A 16,160-nucleotide genomic window follows, 5' to 3' on the forward strand; every position below is an offset into this window, starting at 1 on the left:
CGGCCGCGGCTCTGCCGCCGCGGCGTCTTTGAGATCTGTCAGCCGGCCTTGGCGACGAGGCTCATCAGCCGCTCCAGCGAGGGCTGCCGCTCCAGGTCGCGCACCAGCGCGACGACCTCGTCCGCCGCCGAACGGGCAAGACGGGCATGAGCCGCATTGTCCCTGAACTTGTCGGCAACCTCCTCGTAGCTCATCGGGTTGGCCGGACTGCCCTTTCCGAAGTCGGCTTCGCCGTGAATGACACGGCCGTCATTCAGCGTGACATCGATGATCGTCGTCATCTTGTGATAGCCGGCCTTCTCGGCCTTTTCATCGATTACGAAATCCACTTTGTCGATCATGGCTTTGACATCGGCCCGCTGCGTCGTCGCGTCGGTGAACTCGCCAAGTCCGGCCTTGCCGTCGAGCAGCAGGATGGCCATGCAGAACTCCATCGAGAACTTGGCCTGGAGCTCGTCATGCGGATTGTGATGGATCAGGGCATTCGGCATGTTCGAGTTGGTGCCGACCCGCACGCGCTTCACGTCAGCGGCCTTGATATCGTTCTCGCGGATAAGGCGCGCCATCTCGGTCATGCCGGGATGGGTCAACGACCCCGAGGGATGCGGCTTGATCGAGATGCCCGGCTCGACGAACGTCCACGGCGCGCCGAGGCGTCCACGGATGGCGTTCTCGTCGTAACCGCCGCCGGCGGCCTGGAAGAAGCCGCGCGGGGCCTCCAGAATCTTGTCGGTGGCAGTCCATCCATGGGCGGCGAACTGCGCGGCGGCGACGCCGCTTTCCGATGCGCGCCCTGCATGGAACGGCTTGGTCATCGTGCCGAAATTCTCGCGCAGGCCGGCCGACTGGCTGCCGGCGATCGAAAGAGCGCGCGCCGTGGTCTTGGCATCGAAGCGAAGCAGCGAGGCCGCGGCCGAGGCGGCGGCGAACGTGCCGCAAGTGGCGGTCGCGTGAAATCCAGTCTGATAGTGGCGAGGCGCGATCGCTTCGGCGATCTTGCACTCGACCTCGACCCCGAGATGGTAGGCCAGCATGACGTCCCTGCCCGAGGCGCCCACCAGTTCGCCGACGGCCAGTGCCGCGGGCAATGCCGGCGCAGTCGGATGGGTCAGCAAGCCATAGACGCGATCGGAAGCGACGGCCAGCTGGGTGTCGTCATAATCATCGGCATGGATGCCGACGCCGTTCGCAAACGCGGCAAAGCGCGGCGCAACCTTGCGGCCCGCGCCAATCACCGTCGCGGCGCCAAGCATCAGCCCGAGTTCGTCGAGATGGCGGCGGACGAGGTCGCCGCTTTGCGCGACGGAGCCCGAAAGAGCAAGCCCGATGCCGTCCAGTATCGACTTCTTGCCGAGAGCGATGACGTCATCCGGCAGATCCTGCGGAGTGGCTGCTGCGACGAACTCCGCCACGTATTTCGTGAGACCTGCCTGTGCCATGTCGTGCATTGAAAATCCTCTTTGTCGACCGTGTCTCGAACCAAGAACCCGCTCGCGCGGGCCCTTGCTTGCCAGGGTTGCGAGCAGGACTAGAAAGCAGTTTTGGTAAACTGTCAACAATTTTTTGTCGACAAAATGAGGACCGTCCGGACTGGATCTGTGGGACGGAAATGACGAGCGCAGGCCATAAACGGCGCATTCCGGCGCTTCAGCGGCGAATTCGCCTTCTTCCGAGAAGCGTCTCTACGGCGGTCAGTCCGAAGCGTGTCGCAAAGCCACGGTTGCCCGGCGCGTGCGCGAGGTGCCGTTGACGATGTGCTCGCGCCCGGCCGCGAAGGCCCGCTGCGGATCACGTGCGGCAACGGCTTCCACGATGGCCCGGTGCTCGCGATTGGATATGTCGAGCACGTCGCCACTCGCCAGTGCGCGGTAGCGCTGGATGTGGAGTTCCCGTGCAAGGCCGAGATAGATCTGCGCCAGGCGGCCGTTGCCGCACATCCTCGCCAGTTCCGAATGGAACTCCAGATTGACCGGATAATACTGGCTCACCTCGCCGATCTTCGCCAGTTCGTCCATGCGGTCGACGAGCGCACGCAATTTGGCAATTTCGGGATCGGTGATCTTCTCCGCGACGCTCATGGTCATGCACGCGAAGATGCAGGCGCGTGCTTCCGACACATCGCGGGCTTCATCTTCGCTGAGCTCGCGCACGAAAAAGCCCCGGTTGGGGATCACCTGGATCAGCCCCAGAGCCGCAAGCGCGCTGCAAGCTTCCCGGATCGGCCCCCGACTGACCTTGAGCTGCTGGGCCAGCGCGTTTTCGTTGATCCGTTCGTTGGGCGTGAATTCTCCCTCGACGATCATTCGCTCTATTTCGTGCTGCACGACATTGGCGAGCGAGCGCGTGCGCAAAAAGTCGATGGGCGAAAATCCCGACATGTTTTCGGTTTCGTTAGCCATGAGCCCGAATTCCGTTCAATGCCCCGCGGACGACACGATTTGCCTGATCCGGCCTCGCTGGCCGCGAACACTTTGCCTGGGCATCATCCACGGTTTGATCTCCTTCGTCCAATTGATGCCGACGGCATCCAAGCAGGACCATGACTGAGACATACTTCCTCTTGTCAAGCGAAACGCGGACAATTGCTGTGGAATCAAGACCGGCATCCACCTCAGCCACCGCTCCTGGGAGGCGCTCCGCCGAGAACCGGGACCTTGTTCGCAATAAAAACAACGGTGAACGAAACCACCAACAGCAAGATGCCGAGTACCGCAATCGCTCCGTAGTCGCCGCTCTCGTTGAGGTCGTAGATGATGACCGAGACCAGCTTGGTCTGCGCCGTCGTCAGAAGCACGGTCGCCGACAATTCCCGGATGGTGCCGATGAAGACGAAGCACCAGGCCGCGATCAGGCTGGTGCGCAGCAACGGCGCCGTGATCTGCCACAAGGTCTTCAGGCGGGTGGCGCCGAGAATGCGGCTGGCTTCCTCCAGTTCCGGATGCACGCCATGGAATGCCGATGACAATTGCTGATAACCGGCCGGAAGCTCGATCGTCAGGAAGGCGATCAGCAGGATCCACAAGGTACCGTAGAGACCGAATGTCGGGTTGGCATAGGCGAGGAAAAGCCCGACGCCGAGCACGATGCCCGGAATGGCTATCGGCGCGGTTGCCAGCACGCCCAGAAATGCCGCGCCCGGCGCGGCGCGGCGCGCAACCAGATACGACACCACAAGCGCGATGCCGGTCGCGATCGTTGCCGTCGACAAACCAAGGATCAAGGTGTTCCAGATGGCCAGCCGCGTGCTGGAAAATTCGAAGAGCACGAAATGGAAATTATGGAGCGTCAACGAACTCCAGCTCAGCGGCTCGGAAATATTGTGCGTCAGAGCCACTTTGAGCAGGGCCAGATAGGGAAACAGGACCGTAACGCACAGGATGAACAACACATATGCGCCGGCCAGCCATTTCCAGTTGCCCAGCTTCACGCGCCGCGGCGTGCCGCTCTTGCCGCCGAGCACGGTATAGCCGCGGCGCCCGAGCAGCCATCTCTGCCCCCAGAGCAGGAGCATGGTGACCACGAGCAGGGGCACGGCACTGGCCGCGGCGAGATCGAGCCGCGGCGGAAACTGGAAATAGCTCCAGATCTTGGTGGTGATGACGTGGAAGCCGGCCGGCAGCGCCAGGATCGCCGGCGAGCCGAACATGGTGAAAGCCTGGACGATGGCGACCAGGGACCCGGCGAGCATGGCAGGCAGCACCATGGGCAGCGTCACCCGCCGCAGCGTCGTGCCGGGCTTGCCGCCGAGAATCGCCGATGCTTCCTCCAGGTCGGACGGCACCTTGTCGAAGGCGTTGGCCACCAGCGTGAAGACGAAGGGAAACGAATAGCAGGTGACCGCGAAGACCAGCCCGGTGAAGGTGTAGATATCGAACAGGCTTTGCGACTGGTCGAGACCGAAGGCCCAGCGGTAGATATTGTTGAGAATACCGCTGTTCGGCGCGGCCAGCATTGCCCAGGCAATGGCGCCCAGAAAGGGCGGCGTCACGAACGATGCCGTCACCAGACTGCGGACCAGGCGCTGCCCCGGCATGTCGGTGCGCGCGACAAGCCAGGCCAGCGGCGTGGCGACGAGACACGAGAACAGTCCGACGCAGCCAGCCATGCCAAGTGCGATGAGGAACGCCCTGCGAATTGTGGCGTCGGTAAAGAGGCGGGCGAAATTCGCCAGGGTCAGGGAACCCGCCTTGTTGGTGATGCTGTAGTAGCCCAGCCAGAACAATGGCAGCAGCACCAGCACGCACAGGATGCCGGCCAGCAGCACGAAAAGAGGTGTCGACAAATCGAACCTGCCGAGGCGCCGCCTTGTGGCGGAATCGGGGGACAATGCAGCGATGGTCACCTGGTCACCTCTGAGCTTGATCTGATATCGGCAGAACACCCCCGGCCCGACCCGGGATCTTACGATGTCGCCTGTGACGACATCGCAAAATCATTTCATTCTGCCACCGGTCCAACTTGACGGCGAACCGCTACTCACGTGCCAAAATACTCTTCGTATTTCTGCTTGATCTCTTCGATGGCGTCGCGAACGTTCGCCGGGTCGGACTCAAGCAGCTTGATCTGGGAAAGCGGCGTGCGGTTGGACTTTTCCTTCACGTCCGGCCGAACCGAACGCAGACCACCGAAATCGTCGTTCAATTGCTGGGCTTCCTGCGAGAACATGAAGGAATAGAAAAGCTTGGCTGCGTTTGGATGAGGAGCGTAAGCCAGGATGGCGGCGTTGCCGTAGGCGATGGAGGTTCCTTCCGCCGGATAGACCGCCTTGATCGGCACGCCTTTGTCCTGGAGGATGAACACGTTGTACTCATTGCCATCAGCCTGGATCGGGCGCTCGCCCTGGGCAAGGACCTTCGGCGGCTCCGTCGAGGACTGGACCTGCATGACGCCCTGCTTGCCCAGTTTCTCGAAATAGTCCCAACCGAGAAGCTGGCTGAGGGCATAGGTCGCGGTCATCACGTTGCCGCTGTAGCCAGGATGCGACTTGACCAGCTTGTCCTTGTATTTGGGATCGAGCAGATCGGTCCAGGTCTTTGGTGCGTCCTCTTCCTTCACCAAGTCGGTCCGGTAGGCGATGACGGTCAGCGTGGCGCGGAAAGCCGCATAGAGCCCGTCGGGGTCACGATCCTTTTCCGGCCACATCTTGGCCACGTCCTCGGGAACGGCCGGCGTCAGCCAGTTCTGATCCTTGAATGTGAGGAAGTGGGATGCGTCGGAGGTCTCGATGACATCGGCATTGTGGATGCCGCTCGAATATTCCTGCCCTATGCGCTGAAAGACGCGCTCGGAACCGGCCCTCTCCACCTGGACCTTGATGCCCGGATAATGCGCCTCGAAGGCGGAGCCCAGTTTCTCGGCAACCTGCACGTCGGTGGAGGTGTAGTAGACGACCGAGCCCTCCTTGGTTGCCGCGGCAACCAGCTCGTCCGTCACATGATAGGGCTCCGGCGGTGCGGCCCAGGCCACCTGGCTCCACGCCAAGGCTGCCAAAAGCGCGCCTGCTGCGACTTTCGTGTTCGACATTTCTCTCTCCCTTTAGTGCGCGAGCGCCCGGCAGCGATCAGGTGGGCAATGAAGCCAGATTTGCTGGTTTTCCGGGACCGCGACATCGACGGGCGCAATCGCCCGCACGGTTTCGCCACCTGATAGATTGACGAGATAGTCGCGATGCGACCCGAGATAGACCTGGCGCAGCACCTTTCCGGTGGCCCAGTTGCTCGGATCGCCTTTCGGCTTCTCGTTCGTGAGGTGCAGGTCGTGATGCCGCACCGACACCGCGGTCTGGCCGTTGGAGGCGTAGTCGCCGCTGCCGCAGCGCAGCACCAAACCATTGCCGCAATCGACGGTGTCCGTTCCGATCCGCTTGCCCTTGAAGATGTTGGTGCCGCCGATGAACTGCGCGACGAATTCCGAGCGCGGTCGTTCGTAGATGTCCTCGGGAGAACCAGCCTGCTCGACATTGCCCTGGTTCATCACCACGATGACATCGGCGGCGGTCATAGCCTCGGTCTGATCGTGAGTGACGTAGACGGTCGTGTAGCGGAACTCGTCGTGAAGCCGACGGATTTCAAACCGCATCTCCTCGCGAAGATTGGCGTCGAGATTGGAAAGCGGCTCGTCGAGCAGCAGCGTCTCCGGCTCGATGACAAGGGCCCTGGCAAGGGAAACACGCTGCTGCTGACCGCCCGACAGTTCGCCTGGATAGCGCTCAGCCAGTTTTTCAAGCTTGGTCGCCTGGAGGATGCGACCGGCCTTTGCCTGAATGTCGCTCTTGCCCATACGGCGGAGCCGCAGGCCGTAGGCGATGTTCTCGAACACCGTCATATGCGGCCAGAGCGCATAGCTTTGGAAGATCATCGACATGTTGCGGGCTTCCGGAGGCTCGCTGGCATGCGGCGACGACACGACACGGCCGCCGACGCGGATCTGACCATCCGACGGCTGAACGAACCCGGCGACCAGGCGCAAGGTGGTGGTCTTGCCACAGCCCGACGGCCCGAGCAGGCACACCAGCTTGCCCTTCTCGATAGAGAGGTCGACCTGATTGACGACGGTCAACTTCCCGTAGCGCTTGGTCAGATTGTCGAGTTCCACAAAGGCCATGGGTCCTCCCGAACACTCACTCACAAGCGATGTGCCTGTGCCTCTTCCCCAAGGTCGGTCTAATTTTGTTAATTGTCAACAATTAACTGACGACTATCTGCATTGCCGTTAAGAGCAGCGGCATTTGTCGGCCGGAATTGCCGGGCGCTTCGCGTGGAAACGGATCCGTGCGACGCGCTTCAGCTCTTCTCCATGCCTTGTCACTGTCCCAAAATTTGGGCGACATGCGTTATCCTACAGCCATCAGCAGGCCGCAAAAGAGGACCGATCCGACGACCATCAGCGTCAAGGGGCTCAAACGAACCCTACGCGCCGCAACGGCGACCATGATGGCCACGCACCAAGCGATCCAGCCGCCTTTCGCGTTGCTCAGGAGAGCCAAGACGCTGGACAGCACCAGCCCCGCGGCGAGCGGCGCCAAACCATAGACCAGGGCGCCTTGCCACGCCGCATCCGGACGGCTGTGCCAGAAATGCGCGATCACGATCACCATCAGCGAGGACGGCGCAAAGATCGCGATCGTCGAAACGATAGCCCCCGCCCATCCGGCAAGGTGCCATCCCATCAGCGTGACGATCAGGGTTCCCGGTCCGGGTGCGACGCGGGAGATGGCGAACATGTCGAGGAAAGCCTTGTTGGTCAGCCAGTGCCTGTCATCGACGACGCTGTGCTGCAATTCGCCCAGAATGGAGGATCCGCCGCCGATGGCCATCAATGACAAAGGCGCGAACACCAGACACAGGGTAAGAAGCAGATTATCGTCTTTCATGCCGTTTTCTTACAAAGCCGATGCCGATGCCGATGGGCGCCAGCACCGCAACGATGGCGAGAGCAGAAAGATGAAAGACCGATGCACCGACCAGCGTGCAGGCAAACAGGACCGTTGAAATGACGTCGACGCAGGCATACCGCATGGCAAGATAGCCGACGGAAAGCGACAGTCCGGCTGCCGCGACGGCGAGGCCCGCAAGCAGCGCGCCGATCGCGGGATCGGCGCTGAGCCTCAGCACGACATTTCCTATCAGGATGATCGCGATGGCCGGGGGCAGCACCACTGCCAACAGCGCCACGAAGGCTCCGAGGAAACCTCTGAGTTGATATCCGAGCCAGAGCGCCAGGTTTGCAACGTTGACACCGGGCAAGGACTGGGCAAGAGCCAGGCCGGACAGAAACTGCCGGTCGGTGAACCAGCCCCGATTCACTACGAATTCCGTGTGCATCATGCCGTTCACGCCCCCGCCAATGCTCGTGATGCCGAGCTTGGCAAACGCCAGGAAGAGTTCGAAAAGGCTTGGCGAAGGCAACGCATCCTTCACCAGCGGGATGTCCGCCTGAGGCATGAAACTCCGGTTCTCCAGCTTTTCGGCCAGCAACGATCCTGCCTGTCAGCCACACTGTATTCTGTTGACAGTTTGCAGTAAATAGTAGATCACGATCTCATGAGGGCCGAGCTTGAGTTTCTTCAGAACCACTCCCTGACAAGCGTCCTGCGGCGCGAGTTGGAGAGTCTCATCCTGTCGGGAGAATTCGCCCCGGGTGAGAGACTGAACGAGAATTCGCTGGCGACCCGCTTTTCGGTGAGCCGCGGTCCCATCCGCGAAGTCTGCCGCGGGCTTGCCGAGAAAGGCCTGCTCGAGCTTGTCCCCAACCGGGGCGTGTTCATGCGCAGGATCGGCGAGGACCAGGCCGCCGAGCTTTACGACGTGCGTGCGGGGTTGTTCGCGTCGGCGGCGCGCCTCCTGGCCACGAAGGTCACGGCGGCGCATATTTCGGAACTAGAGCGCTTGCTCGATGGCATGGAGGAGGCGGTCGCCATGCATTCGCTCGATGCCTACTACCCGCTCAATCTGGAATTCCACGATTCGATCCTGCGCTTCGCGGGGAACGGCCGGCTGCACAAGGCCTATTCCGAACTCGTCAAGGAACTGCACCTGTTTCGGGAGCGCGCGCTGCTGCAAGGCGGCGGCCTCTCCGTGTCCAATATTGAGCATCGCCGCATCGTTGCGGCATTGCGAAACGGCGACGCGACAGCCGCCATGGAGGCAGCCTTCCTGCATGTGCAAAGCGGCAAGAGCCGTATGACCCTGCCGGCAGCGGCCGTCCCTGGACATTCGAGCGGCAACGCGCCCGACACCGGGAATCTCGCATGAGCCGCACCGATCGGTCTCGAGAGATGCCTTCAATGGTAGTGGCCGGCCCGGACCGGTCCAACGGGAGCTTGGCATGAACGGCGGACGGGAATTGGAAGGCCGCGTCGCCATTGTAACGGGAGCCGCCCGCAATATCGGACGCATCATGGCGCTGGAGCTTGCCGGCGCCGGGGCCGCCGTGGTCGTGAACGCACGCAACTCCCAGGCTGAAGCCCAGTCCGTCGTCAATGAAATCGCAGCCGCCGGAGGAAAGGCCAAGGCCGTCCTGGCGGATGTCGTCGACCCACGTGCCGTCGATGCCTTGATCGGCGCGACCGTTCGGGAGTTCGGCGGCATAGACATTCTCGTCAACAGCGCCGCCGTACGACATGAAACCGCGTTCGAGGATATGAGCTTCACCGAATGGCGCGACGTGCTTTCGATCATCCTCGACGGCGCGTTCCTGACCGCCCATGCGGCGCTCCCGCACCTCAAGAAGTCAGGACAGGGAGCAGTGATCAATATCGGTGGCTTGTCGGCGCATACCGGCGCTGGCGGACGCGCTCATGTCGTGACCGCGAAGGCGGGCCTATCCGGCTTCACGCGCGCGCTCGCCCATGACCTTGCCGGCGACGGCATTACCGTCAATTGCGTTTCGCCCGGCATGATCGACACAGTGCGGGCAGGCGGAGAACCCTCTCACCATGTCGGGAAACTGCCGCCGGTCGGCCGGCTTGGAACGCCGCAGGAAGTCGCCTTGCTTGTGCGCTATCTCTGCGGCCCCGCGGCCCGCTACATCACCGGCCAGACCGTTCACGTCAACGGCGGCGCCTTCATGGCGTGATCCGCGCCAATCACCAGCAAAGCACGCCGGCAGGCAGTCCTGTGCAACAGCAATCCAGGGGATAAAATGATTGACGTCACCGCCACACTGGCCCGCTATGTCGTGTCGGCATCCGCAGACAGCGTGCCCGGTAATGTCCGGCGCGAAGCGGTACGCTCCTTCCTCAACTGGACAGGCTGCGCGGTGGGCGGCTCGCAACATGCGAGCGTCGATATTGCGCTCGCGGCCGTGTCGCCGTTTGCCGGCAGGGATCAGGCTTCCATATTGGGCCGCGGCGAACGGCTGGACGCACTCAACGCCGCGCTTCTCAACGGCATCGCCAGCCATGTTTTCGACTTCGACGACACGCATCTGCGCACCATCATCCATCCCGCCGGGCCGGTCGCCTCCGCGATCCTGAGCCTTGCTCAGTTGCGGCCGGTAAGCGGCCGTGATCTGCTGCATGCCTTTATCCTCGGCGTCGAGGTCGAATGCCGTATCGGCAACGCGGTATACCCCGCTCACTACGACATCGGCTGGCACATCACCGGAACAGCCGGCGTCTTTGGCGCCGCCGCCGCAGCGGGGCGGCTGCTTGGCCTCACCGAACAGCAGATGATCTGGGCGCTCGGCATCGCCGGAACGCAGTCTTCGGGTTTCCGCGAGATGTTCGGCACCATGTGCAAGAGCTTCCATCCGGGCCGCGCAGCGCAAAATGGACTGCTCTCCGCCTTCATGGCGCAACGCGATTTCACCTCGTCAAATCGCGTGCTCGAGGCGCCGCGCGGTTTCGCCCACGTCATGTCGACCGAACGCAATTTCGACGAGATCACCAAAGGTCTGGGCGAGAGCTTCGAGATCGCGCTGAACACCTACAAGCCGTTTGCCTGCGGCATCGTCATCCACCCGATCATCGACGGCTGCGTGCAATTGCGCAACGAGTTCGGACTGACGGCCGCGCAGATCGAGGGCATCGAACTGGAAGTCGATCCGCTGGTGCTTGAGCTGACCGGCAAGAAGACGCCGAAGGTCGGTCTCGAGGGCAAGTTCAGCGTCTACCATTCGGCAGCGGTGGCCATCATCGAAGGCCGCGCCGGCGAGGAGGAATACAGCGATGCGAGCGTGCGCGACCCGGAGGTGATTGCGCTGCGCGACCGCGTGAGTGCAGCGGCATCGCAAAGCGTCGCCGAAGACGAATGTCACGTGACGATCAGGCTCAAGGACGGCCGCGTCCTGAGGAAACATGTCGAGCACGCGATCGGCAGCCTGGCGCGGCCGATGACCGACGACGATCTGAACGCAAAATTCGGCGGGCTTGCCGAAGCGGTTCTGGGCGCCACGGCAACGGCGCGCCTGCGGGATCTGTGCTGGGAGATAGAGACGCTCGAAGACGCCGCCGCCATCGCCCGCGCCGCAACCCCCGTGGGCTGAACGGTTCTCATGCAGCGGCGGTCGATCTCGCCGACGCAAACACCCTCTCTGCCTTGGTGCCGACGATCTGAAGGTCAAAGTGCTGCGGCGATCGCCTTGCCGCACTCGACGGTGTTTGCGGCGCCGCCAAGGTCGCGCGTGCGCAGCGAAGGCTCGGCGAGAATGGTCTCGATGGCCGAAACGATCCCGGCGGCCGCCTCAGTCTGCCCGAGATGGTCGAGCATCATCGCGGCCGACCAGATCTGCCCGACGGGATTTGCAATCCCTTGCCCCGCAATATCCGGCGCCGAGCCGTGAACCGGCTCGAACAGGGACGGAAAATTGCGGTCGGGATTGATATTGGCGCTCGGCGCGATGCCGATCGTTCCCGTGCAGGCCGGGCCGAGATCGGACAGAATGTCGCCGAAAAGGTTGGAGGCGACGACCACGTCGAACCAGTCGGGATGAAGCACGAACTGGGCCGTCAGGATATCGATGTGGTATTTGTCCCAGCGCACATCGGGAAAAGCCTTGGCCATTTCCTCCACGCGCTCGTCCCAGTAGGGCATGCTGATCGAGATGCCGTTCGACTTGGTGGCCGAGGTCAGGTGTTTGCGCTTGCTCTTGGCGGCAAGCTCGAACGCGAACCTCAGCACACGATCGACGCCAATGCGCGTCATGACTGTTTCCTGCACCACCACTTCGCGCTCGGTGCCCGGGAAGATGCGGCCGCCTATCGACGAATACTCGCCTTCGGTGTTTTCGCGCACCACCCAGAAATCGATATCGCCTGGGCCGCGCCCGGCGAGCGGGCTCGGCACACCCGGCATAAGGCGCACCGGCCGCAGGTTGACGTATTGATCGAACTCGCGCCTGAACTGGAGAAGCGACCCCCACAGCGACACGTGGTCGGGCACGCCGGCAGGCCAGCCGACGGCGCCAAAGAAGATCGCGTCATGCGATCCGATCCTTGCCTTCCAGTCCTCAGGCAGCATCCGGCCGTGACGGGCATAATAATCGTAGGAGGCGAAATCGAACCAGTCGAACGACAGGCCGATGCCGAAGCGCGAAGCGACCTTTTCCAGGACGCGTACGCCCTCCGGCACGACCTCCTTGCCGATGCCATCGCCGGGGATGACCGCGATGCGGAAACTGTTGGATTTCGTCATTTGGCTTCCAGTTGGTTTCAAGGCCGGTTGGCTGACATCGGTCAGGCTGCAACCTGGCGCTCTGTGTTTTTGCGGCGCGCAAGCTGGGCCGCAAGTCGAACCGCACTCTCCAGCGCACCTGTCGAGGCGACGCCTTTGCCGACGATGTCGAAGGCGGTTCCGTGCGCCGGCGTGGTGAAGACGGTTTCGAGGCCGGCCGTGACGGTCACGCCGCGATTGAAGCCGCGCAGCTTGGTCGCGATCTGCCCCTGATCATGGTACATGGCGACCACACTGTCATATTCGCCGGCGAAGGCCTTGATGTAGATGGTGTCGGCGGGGAAAGGCCCGCTGCAATCGATGCCCGTTGCCGCGGCGACCTTTACCGCCGGACCGATCAGATCGATCTCCTCGCGCCCGAACAGCCCGTTCTCGCCGGCATGCGGGTTGAGGGCAGCGACGGCGATGCGCGGCTTCTTCATGCCGGCGCGTTGCATGGTGCGGTCAACAAGTTGGATTGCTTCGATGATGCTGTCATGGGTGATCTGGTCGAGAGCCGTGCGCATGGAGACGTGCGAGGTGACGCGCGACATCCATTGGCCGTCGAGAACGTTCATCTCGGAGAAATATCCTTTGTGTTCCAGCAAATGGGCAAACATCTTGTGCTCGTCCGGAAATTTCCAGCCGCCGGCATGAAGCGCCGCCTTGTTCAGCGGTGCGAAGGTGATGCCGTCCACTTCGCCCTTCATCGCCAGCCGCACGGCGGCGGCCAACGTGTCTCCGGTCAGCCTTCCGGACTCGGCAGAAACCACGCCGCGCGGCAAGGCCGCGGGGTCGATGTTGCCGAGATCGATGACGGGCGTCTGCACCGCGTTCCAGTCGATCGAGGCGACGTCCGGCACGGTCTTGATGGAGAGAGACACACCGGCATCGCGCGCCCCCATCTCCAGGACACGCCGGTCGCCGAGAACGACGATGCGCGCAGCATCGGAAAGTCGGCCATCCGACAGCACGCGCGCAACGAGTTCCGGGCCGATGCCGGTCATATCGCCCGGCAAGAGGGCCAGGCAAGGGAGCGAAGCGGCTTTGGGCGAGGACTTATCTGAATCTGGCATGGACACGCCCCTTCGGCTCGGCGGTGGCAAGGCCACCCGATGGTGGCCGCGCAAGCCTCGCTTGGCGACCTCGGTGCGATGTTGCGCTGCATCCAAAAAAAGTCAACTGAAAATTGTTGACAGTATTCAATTTGAAGGCGAGGTTTAGGGGACAGAGCTCTGGAGAACCTTATGGCCAGTCAAAACGCCTCGGACGTCGCCGCCGCATCCCTCATGCCCCCTCTGGAGAAGGAGCATCGGAGCCTGATGGAGGGATTTTCCTACAGGAGGATCAAGACCAGGGGAGCCGAGATCAATGTCGCGATCGCGGGCTCAGGCCCGGCATTGCTGCTGGTCCACGGCAATCCGTTGACGCATGTCAGTTGGCACCGGATCGCGCCTTCGCTGGCGAAATCCTTCACGGTGGTTGCCATCGACCTGCGCGGGTACGGCGACAGTTCGAAGCCCGACGGCGGCCCTGACCATGCCGCATACAGCTTCCGCGCCATGGGCGAAGATGCCTTCGACGTGATGAGCGAACTCGGCTTTGAAAAATTCGCGCTTGCCGGCCATGACCGCGGCGCGCGCGTCGGTTTCCGCATGGCGCTCGATCGGCCTGACAGGATCACGCGCTTCTGCGCGCTCGATATCATCCCGACCTATCATCTTCTCACCAACGTCACCCTAGGCTGGGGGCTGGAAAGCTATCACTGGTTCTTCATGGCGCAGAAGGCGCCGTTTCCGGAAAAGCTGATCTGCGCAGACCTCGACTATTACATCCAGTACAAGCTCAACAAGAAGGGCGTGGGGCTGGAGATATTCACGCCGGAAGCCTTCAAGGAATATGCCCGCTGCACGACGCCTGAGCAGATCCACGCGGTGTGCGAGGACTACCGGGCGACCGTGACACTCGACCTTGCCATGGACACAGCCGATTTCGGCAAGAAGAAGATCGGATGCCCGGTCATGGTGATCTGGGGCAGCAACAGTCATGTCGGACGCCATCTCACGCCTATCGAGGCATGGGCCCCTTGGGCGCCGGACCTTAGAGGCTGGGCCATTCCGACGGGCCACTACCCGGCCGAGCACCGTCCCGACCTGATCTATGAAAGCTTCTGGACGTTCTTCAAAGGCGGCGAGCCGAAGCCCTACCGCTGATAATGCCCGGCGGTTCTTCAGCCTAGCCGCGCGGCGTGCCACTTCAGGTGATCGTCCATGAAGGTCGAGATGAAGTTGTAGGAATGATCGTAGCCTTCCTGCATGCGCAAGGTGAGGTCGATGCCGGCCTTCTTGCAGGCTTCATCGAGCAGCCACGGACGGAGGCCTTCGTCAAGGAACCCATCGGCCGTGCCCTGATCAACCAGGAACTCGCCAAAACGGCGGCCGTCCTCGATAAGCAGCGTGGCGTCATAGGCGCGCCAGTGCCTGTCGTCGGCGCCGAGATATTTCTCGAGCGCAGGCCGCGACCAGCCAGCTGTCGTCGGCTGAACGATCGGCGCGAAGGCCGAGCAACTCCTGAAGCGGTCGGGGTTCTTCAGCGCGATCGTCAACGCGCCGTGTCCGCCCATCGAATGACCCGATATGCCCTGGCGCGCCGTGTCGGCAGGGAAGTTCGCGGCGATTAATCCCGGCAGTTCGTCGAGAACGTAGGAATACATACGGTAGTTCCTGGCGTAAGGCTGCTGCGTCGCATCGACATAGAAACCGGCGCCGCAGCCGAACTGCCAATTATCCTTCTCGTCCGGCACATCGGCACCGCGCGGGCTGGTGTCGGGGCAGACCACGATGAGACCAAGCTCGGCCGCCAGGCGCCGGTACTCGCCCTTGTCCATGACGTTGGCATGGGTGCAGGTGAGACCCGAAAGATACCACAGCACCGGCACCGGCCCATCCTTGGCCTGCGGCGGCACGAAGACGGCAAAGGTCATGTCGCAGGCGCAGACCTCTGAAGCGTGCGAATAAACACCCTGGACGCCGCCATGCGACTTGGACGTGGAAACGACTTTCATCAACTCTGCCTTTTCGTCATGGCCTTTCGGTCCGACATAACTGCCGGCCGCCGCGCCCGCAACCTTCAGCCCTGCAAACAGCACCGGCGGCGTGACCGAGGTTCACCTCGGTTACGCCGCCGGTCGACGCCGGACTTTGGGAACACGCCGACCTGGCCGGGAGGCTGGAGGTAGCGAAAAGTCCGGGCGTTCCTGTGACCCGCCTCCTCAACCCGACAGGACTCCTGTCGGTCCAAGTGGGGATGTCCTCGGGCCCGCGGCGTGTGGCTTTCTCAGTAAACCACGACACTCCTGATCGACTTGCCCTCATGCATGAGGTCGAAACCCTTGTTGATGTCCTCGAGCTTGAGCGTGTGGGTGATCATCGGGTCGATCTCGATCTTGCCGTCCATGTACCAGTCGACGATCCTGGGCACGTCGGTGCGGCCGCGCGCGCCGCCGAAGGCGGTGCCCATCCAGGTCCGCCCGGTGACCAGCTGGAACGGCCGGGTCGCAATCTCCTGGCCGGCGCCGGCGACGCCGATGACCACCGACTTGCCCCAGCCGCGATGCGAAGTCTCCAGCGCCTGGCGCATCACCTTGGTGTTGCCGGTGCAGTCGAACGTGTAGTCGGCGCCGCCGATCTGGTCGGCGCCGCGCTTGGTCATGTTGACCAGGTAAGGCACGATGTCGCCGTCGATCTCCTTCGGATTGACGAAATGCGTCATGCCGAATTTTTCGCCCCAGGCTCGCCTGTCGTTGTTGAGATCGACGCCGATGATCATGTCGGCGCCGGCAAGCCTCAGCCCCTGGATGACATTCAGCCCGATGCCGCCGAGGCCGAAGACCACCGCGGTCGCGCCTTGCTCGACCTTTGCCGTGTTGATGACGGCACCGACGCCGGTGGTCACCCCGCAGCCGATGTAGCAGATCTTGTCGAAGGGCGCGTCGGGATTGACCTTGGC

General features: G+C 62.5%; 15 protein-coding genes. 4 read left to right on the top strand and 11 right to left on the bottom strand.

Annotated elements, in window-relative coordinates; all coding sequences use genetic code 11:
- Positions 1 to 38: 38 nt before the first annotated feature.
- The 7 genes from FJ964_RS16160 to FJ964_RS16190 form a co-directional block, all read right to left on the bottom strand.
- Positions 39 to 1,448 (bottom strand): MmgE/PrpD family protein, encoded by a 1,410-nt coding sequence (locus FJ964_RS16160; RefSeq protein ID WP_140551286.1) that lies wholly within the window; start codon positions 1,446 to 1,448, stop codon positions 39 to 41.
- 243 nt (positions 1,449 to 1,691) lie between these two features.
- A complete protein-coding gene (locus FJ964_RS16165) occupies positions 1,692 to 2,399 on the bottom strand; it encodes an FCD domain-containing protein (RefSeq protein ID WP_140551287.1) in 708 nt (235 codons plus the stop codon).
- A gap of 212 nt (positions 2,400 to 2,611) precedes the next feature.
- Positions 2,612 to 4,282: an iron ABC transporter permease gene (locus tag FJ964_RS16170; RefSeq protein ID WP_224556918.1), complete on the bottom strand. Its 1,671-nt coding sequence runs from the start codon at positions 4,280 to 4,282 to the stop codon at positions 2,612 to 2,614.
- A 194-nt stretch (positions 4,283 to 4,476) separates the two neighbouring features.
- Positions 4,477 to 5,523 (bottom strand): extracellular solute-binding protein, encoded by a 1,047-nt coding sequence (locus tag FJ964_RS16175; protein WP_140551288.1) that lies wholly within the window; start codon positions 5,521 to 5,523, stop codon positions 4,477 to 4,479.
- Between the two features lie 12 nt (positions 5,524 to 5,535).
- Entirely contained in the window at positions 5,536 to 6,603 is a 1,068-nt protein-coding gene (locus FJ964_RS16180; protein ID WP_140551289.1) for an ABC transporter ATP-binding protein, read from the bottom strand.
- 229 nt (positions 6,604 to 6,832) lie between these two features.
- Positions 6,833 to 7,372 (bottom strand): chromate transporter, encoded by a 540-nt coding sequence (locus tag FJ964_RS16185; RefSeq protein ID WP_140551290.1) that lies wholly within the window; start codon positions 7,370 to 7,372, stop codon positions 6,833 to 6,835.
- A complete protein-coding gene (locus tag FJ964_RS16190; RefSeq protein ID WP_140551291.1) occupies positions 7,359 to 7,976 on the bottom strand; it encodes a chromate transporter in 618 nt (205 codons plus the stop codon). Before FJ964_RS16190 ends, FJ964_RS16185 begins: the two co-directional genes overlap by 14 nt.
- Positions 7,977 to 8,042: 66 nt before the next feature.
- Between FJ964_RS16190 and FJ964_RS16195 the strand changes: the two genes are divergently transcribed.
- The 3 genes from FJ964_RS16195 (at position 8,043) to FJ964_RS16205 (ending at position 10,986) form a co-directional block, all read left to right on the top strand.
- Positions 8,043 to 8,753, top strand: a complete 711-nt coding sequence (locus tag FJ964_RS16195; RefSeq protein WP_140551292.1) for an FCD domain-containing protein — start codon at positions 8,043 to 8,045, stop codon at positions 8,751 to 8,753.
- A gap of 73 nt (positions 8,754 to 8,826) precedes the next feature.
- A complete protein-coding gene (gene fabG, locus FJ964_RS16200; RefSeq protein ID WP_140551293.1) occupies positions 8,827 to 9,576 on the top strand; it encodes a 3-oxoacyl-ACP reductase FabG in 750 nt (249 codons plus the stop codon).
- Positions 9,577 to 9,642: 66 nt separating this feature from the next.
- Positions 9,643 to 10,986: an MmgE/PrpD family protein gene (locus tag FJ964_RS16205; RefSeq protein WP_140551294.1), complete on the top strand. Its 1,344-nt coding sequence runs from the start codon at positions 9,643 to 9,645 to the stop codon at positions 10,984 to 10,986.
- A gap of 74 nt (positions 10,987 to 11,060) precedes the next feature.
- Here FJ964_RS16205 and FJ964_RS16210 read toward each other — a convergent pair whose 3' ends face one another.
- Together FJ964_RS16210 and FJ964_RS16215 are read right to left on the bottom strand one after the other, a co-directional pair.
- Complete coding sequence (locus FJ964_RS16210; protein ID WP_140551295.1) at positions 11,061 to 12,134, bottom strand: tartrate dehydrogenase; 1,074 nt, start codon at positions 12,132 to 12,134, stop codon at positions 11,061 to 11,063.
- 41 nt (positions 12,135 to 12,175) lie between these two features.
- The gene (locus tag FJ964_RS16215) at positions 12,176 to 13,228 is read right to left on the bottom strand and encodes a 4-hydroxythreonine-4-phosphate dehydrogenase PdxA (RefSeq protein WP_140551296.1); all 1,053 of its coding nucleotides are present in this window, start codon (positions 13,226 to 13,228) and stop codon (positions 12,176 to 12,178) included.
- 171 nt (positions 13,229 to 13,399) lie between these two features.
- Between FJ964_RS16215 and FJ964_RS16220 the strand changes: the two genes are divergently transcribed.
- Positions 13,400 to 14,365, top strand: a complete 966-nt coding sequence (locus FJ964_RS16220; RefSeq protein ID WP_224623599.1) for an alpha/beta hydrolase — start codon at positions 13,400 to 13,402, stop codon at positions 14,363 to 14,365.
- Between the two features lie 17 nt (positions 14,366 to 14,382).
- Here the strand turns inward: FJ964_RS16220 and fghA are convergent, their stop codons facing one another.
- On the bottom strand, positions 14,383 to 15,216 hold the full coding sequence (gene fghA, locus FJ964_RS16225) for an S-formylglutathione hydrolase (protein WP_140551297.1): 834 nt from the start codon (positions 15,214 to 15,216) through the stop codon (positions 14,383 to 14,385).
- A gap of 272 nt (positions 15,217 to 15,488) precedes the next feature.
- Positions 15,489 to 16,160, bottom strand: a 672-nt coding sequence (locus tag FJ964_RS16230) for a zinc-binding dehydrogenase (protein WP_140551298.1), incomplete at its 5' end; no start/stop codon positions are given.

Source organism: Mesorhizobium sp. B2-3-2, assembly GCF_006442295.1.
Classification (GTDB): domain Bacteria; phylum Pseudomonadota; class Alphaproteobacteria; order Rhizobiales; family Rhizobiaceae; genus Mesorhizobium.